This window comes from Candidatus Margulisiibacteriota bacterium (assembly GCA_003242895.1).
Taxonomy (GTDB): Bacteria; Margulisbacteria; Riflemargulisbacteria; order GWF2-39-127; family GWF2-39-127; genus GWF2-39-127.
Map to the genome: position 1 here is coordinate 1 of QKMY01000010.1, position 4,002 is coordinate 4,002.

A 4,002-nucleotide genomic window follows, 5' to 3' on the forward strand; every position below is an offset into this window, starting at 1 on the left:
TGGAGATGTTTTTTTATGATTACTTGATGCTAGCCTGTTTATTTTTTTAACTCACTAACTATTTCTGTTAACCTTTGCTCTTTATAATTAGAACTACTGTTATTTAGGGGTCCAATCTTTTTTTTCTGAAGATATCATTGTATTATTAGATACAAGGAGACATGTATGGGGTTTGAGCAAGGCGAAGATGTTGCTAAATGTAAAGAAGTTTTGCGTTCCGGAGGCGTTATTGCCTTCCCGACTGATACTGTCTACGGGTTTGGCGCAGATATTTTTTGCCGGGATGCTATCGAACGGATTTATGCAATAAAAAACAGGGAACGTGATAAACCATTCCTGGTTAATATTGGTGATCAACGTGTTATTTATCCCTATCTGAAAAAGATAACGAGTATCGAAAAAGAATTAATGGATACTTTTTGGCCGGGGACATTGACCATCGTTTTGCAGGTTAATGAAAAAGTTCCTGATTATATTAGGCGAGGGCATGAAACGCTAGGAGTCCGTATTCCCAACGATCCATTGGCTCTCGCACTTCTTAAGGACTATCCTGATCCGATTATCTCAACCAGCGTTAATCACTCCGGAGAGCTTTCATCGTTGACCTCAGTCGAGGTTTATGATGAGTTTAAGTCTTCAATCGATTATTTGTTCGGAAATGATGTTACTTGCTCAGGTATCCTGTCTACGATTATCATTGTTGTTGATGATAAGATAAAAATACTTCGGTCTGGTGCCAGCGATGAGGCGCTCTACGATAAATTTGATACAAAAATTATAGTATAAAATGATGTAGATATAGGAGCCAACTATAGGAGATCATTTTTTTAAGAGGAGCAAACGGTTTGAGTTGGCATAGAAATTGATTAATGTCAGTCTATGGAGAAGATTATGATAAAATTATCTGATAAAAAAGGCCAGGCGGTTGCCGAATTTGTTCTGCTGTCCGGTGTCTTTTTGATGGTTACTATGGGAATGATTGACTATGGTATGTACTTGTTTACGAAGTATAATTTTGAGAATGCAGTGAGAAACGGAGCCAGAACCGCCGTTAAGATGAGGAACTGGAGTGCAAATCAGGTGGAGAATACTCAAAAGATTAAGGATTCAATCGTATACGATTGCAATCGATTGCCTACGACCTGGAAATCGGGGTTGGCTAATAATGTGATCGTTATTTTTTCGCCGGATGTTAATAATATCAATTATATACAAGTAAAAATCGATAATTATAAATATACCTCGATTACTGGGTTTGTCGATCTCTGCATCCCATCAACCCTTAATGCCCAGGCTTCTATGCGTTATACCTACTAGAACCGGATTAATAATTAGTTGTTTGTTTTTTCAGCCTGGTTAAGTCCACTAATTCCCTGCTTTTTTTTCATTCACGGATGGTAAATGTAGAATACCTAATTAAATTTTTAGTATAATATAATAAGTCATTGCAAAAAACGACAGATGGGTTTGCTGAGTGTTGTATTATTCAACTAATGCTAGTAGGTCAAGCAGGATAATGTAGAAGTTTGCAACAACAGTACCTAAACATGGGGGTAAATGTTCCTGTGATTTGTTACAAATTGATCTCTATGTTCGTGCTCAATGGCTAAAAGCCTACTGTAGGCAGCTTTCGAGAAAAAAATATTGAAAGTATTATTGTTGGCATAAAAAATGCGTGGTTAGCGATATGAAATTATTTTATGGCAAGGGTTCTGATATATCACAGAAAAAACAAAGAGGGCAAGGGATAGTAGAAGTAGCTCTAGTTTTGCCGGTTTTTTGCTTGTTATTGTTTGGGTGTATCGAATGGGGAACTTATTTTTTTGCTAAATTAACTCTTGATAGCGCAGCATTTTCAGCGTGCCGGAAAGCCTCTACGTTCACTGACTGGCCATCGAATCAGAGTGATCGAGAACAAGAGGTTATTGCTGAGTTCAATGGGATTGCCAAATTTATACCTACGACAGCAGTGAATTATACGGGAAAGATACAGGTTGTGCCTGATCCCGATTATAATAATATCCAGTATATAACTGTAAGATTTGATCAGGGACAGGCACTAACTTATAACAGTATTACTGGATTTGGCGGAGTTTATAATCTGCCTAAAACTATATATACGGAAGCGAGGGTTTGTTATGAAGGTTATTAATGTGTTTAAAAAAGAACAAGGTCAGATTTTTATTTTATTCGCAGTTGCATTAGTGGCACTGATTGGAGTTACCGGATTAGTAGTTGATGCAGGATATCAGAGAATTAGCCAGCAGAAGATGAAAATGGCTAGTGATTCCGCTTCATTAGCCGGGGCCCTGGAATTGCCAAATACTACAAGGGCCAGGGAAAAAGCATTGGAATTCTGTGCAATAAATGGCTTTTCTGATGGGCAGAATGGGGTAAACATCACTACACAAGTTGATCCCTATGGCAATAATCCAAATTGGTATAAGGTATCAATTACGAAGCCTACCAGTTTTATGTTCGGTGGTATGTTCGGACTTACGAATAAAAACCTTGCGACATTCTCTACAGCCGAATATAAGACCTATGCTCCACTTGATATAACCGGCAGCGGGACCTATGGCGGATCGGTTAATCAGATGAACTTTGTGCTCCAGGTAAAAGGGTGTGACTCCGGGCATTCTCAAGGAGATCCGATATCGGTTAAGAAATTAGATAATAACAATGCTAATGCCGAATATGATCCGAATGGCTATAACTTCAAGCTTTATGTTCCTAGCAATTATGAAGCGTTAAATAGTACTTCGCAAGTATTAGTAGAGGTATATGATCCCGATTGTTACAAAACACACAACTCGGTCGTAGATGATGGGAATGAGGATATAAGTACTGTATACACTCTCTATAAGCCGGATAGTACTCCGAATGACTATAGTGACGATGTAGTTATCGGTACTGGTACCGTAGCAAAGAATTCTTCACTTTCTGAGAAATGGATTCAATTGACTAATTCGAATAGTACCAGTTTCTTAGGCAAATTTCAGTTTAATATCAATGATGCTAATTATGGTGGCGGCAATTATCGGATAAATGTTCATTCTGTCAGTACCGGTGGTTATGGTTCGAACGGTTTCAGCCTTCGGGCAGGGCCTCCAAGGACGAGAACAAACATTGGTGGCAAATGTAATATTAATCCTAATAATAATTCGCAAAGTGAGTTTTATTTGACGAAGCCTGATGGCAGCCAGATTACGCGTGATACCCTTCAAGAGTACAATGGGCCGGCAAAGTGGATACACCTGAAGCCAAAAGGGAACGGAAACCAGAATAGTTTTACCCTCAATGGGCAGAGTTTCTCGCTGGAGAATAAAGAAACCTATGATTTTATATCTTCTGACATGAATGTTCACCTGTATAACGATGGTGGCGGGATGGGACATTGGTGGATTGATGTTGATGCTACCTATGCGCAAGTCTCCAGTTCAGCGACTGTTACGATACCGTTTAATCCTAACAATGGCACGGATATCTTTGCAATTGGCAAGTTGCCGGTACGTTTATATAAAACAGGAAATGTTGATATTGCTCTTGGATATATCCCTGCTTCGACGGCAGGCAAGAAGATCTATATCAAGAAGTTTGATACCGATATCGGGAGTACCTCGCTTACTTATACGTGCGATACCCTTGGGCAGCAATACGCAGGAGTGCTTGCGGGGAACGATATGTATAAAACTGATGAAATCACTGTCCCACAGAATTATACCGGTGGTACCTGGTATGCTCATTATAATGCCGGATCCAATGATGTCTCGACGTGGTGGATGTGGTACCAGGGAACAACTCAGGGAGAAGCAGGGTTTGTTGGTCTTGTAGAGTAGGTTCTATTCAAAAATAGCTAGTGTATCCCGGGTAAGGCGTACTTTTCAGTACGCCTTACATTGTATGTGCGCCCAGCATGGGCGCTTTCTAGTCGGTGAAAGTCCGATATGGGGGTTGATAGTGCCAACCATTAGCTCAAGACAAGGGTGTCCATCGTGAGGT

The 4,002-nt window shown here is 39.8% G+C and carries 4 protein-coding genes; all 4 read left to right on the forward strand.

Going from position 1 to position 4,002, the window contains the following annotated elements; all coding sequences use genetic code 11:
• Window positions 1-165: 165 nt before the first annotated feature.
• The 4 genes from DKM50_00990 (at window position 166) to DKM50_01005 (ending at window position 3,839) form a co-directional block, all read left to right on the forward strand.
• Window positions 166-786: a threonylcarbamoyl-AMP synthase gene (locus DKM50_00990; GenBank protein PZM83892.1), complete on the forward strand. Its 621-nt coding sequence runs from the start codon at window positions 166-168 to the stop codon at window positions 784-786.
• A gap of 93 nt (window positions 787-879) precedes the next feature.
• Window positions 880-1,317: a hypothetical protein gene (locus DKM50_00995; protein ID PZM83893.1), complete on the forward strand. Its 438-nt coding sequence runs from the start codon at window positions 880-882 to the stop codon at window positions 1,315-1,317.
• Between the two features lie 370 nt (window positions 1,318-1,687).
• Window positions 1,688-2,152: a hypothetical protein gene (locus tag DKM50_01000; protein ID PZM83894.1), complete on the forward strand. Its 465-nt coding sequence runs from the start codon at window positions 1,688-1,690 to the stop codon at window positions 2,150-2,152.
• Window positions 2,139-3,839 carry a hypothetical protein gene (locus DKM50_01005; protein PZM83895.1) on the forward strand — a complete coding sequence of 567 codons (1,701 nt, stop codon included), beginning with the start codon at window positions 2,139-2,141 and terminating at the stop codon, window positions 3,837-3,839. The genes DKM50_01000 and DKM50_01005 overlap by 14 nt, the downstream gene beginning before the upstream one ends.
• The last annotated feature ends 163 nt before the right edge of the window (window positions 3,840-4,002 follow it).

Coding starts and splice junctions, on each gene's coding strand:
- DKM50_00995 (PZM83893.1), top strand. CDS start 880: ATGGAGAAGATTATGATAAAATTATCTGATAAAAAAGGCCAGGCGGTT.
- DKM50_01000 (PZM83894.1), top strand. CDS start 1,688: ATGAAATTATTTTATGGCAAGGGTTCTGATATATCACAGAAAAAACAA.
- DKM50_01005 (PZM83895.1), top strand. CDS start 2,139: ATGAAGGTTATTAATGTGTTTAAAAAAGAACAAGGTCAGATTTTTATT.
- DKM50_00990 (PZM83892.1), top strand. CDS start 166: ATGGGGTTTGAGCAAGGCGAAGATGTTGCTAAATGTAAAGAAGTTTTG.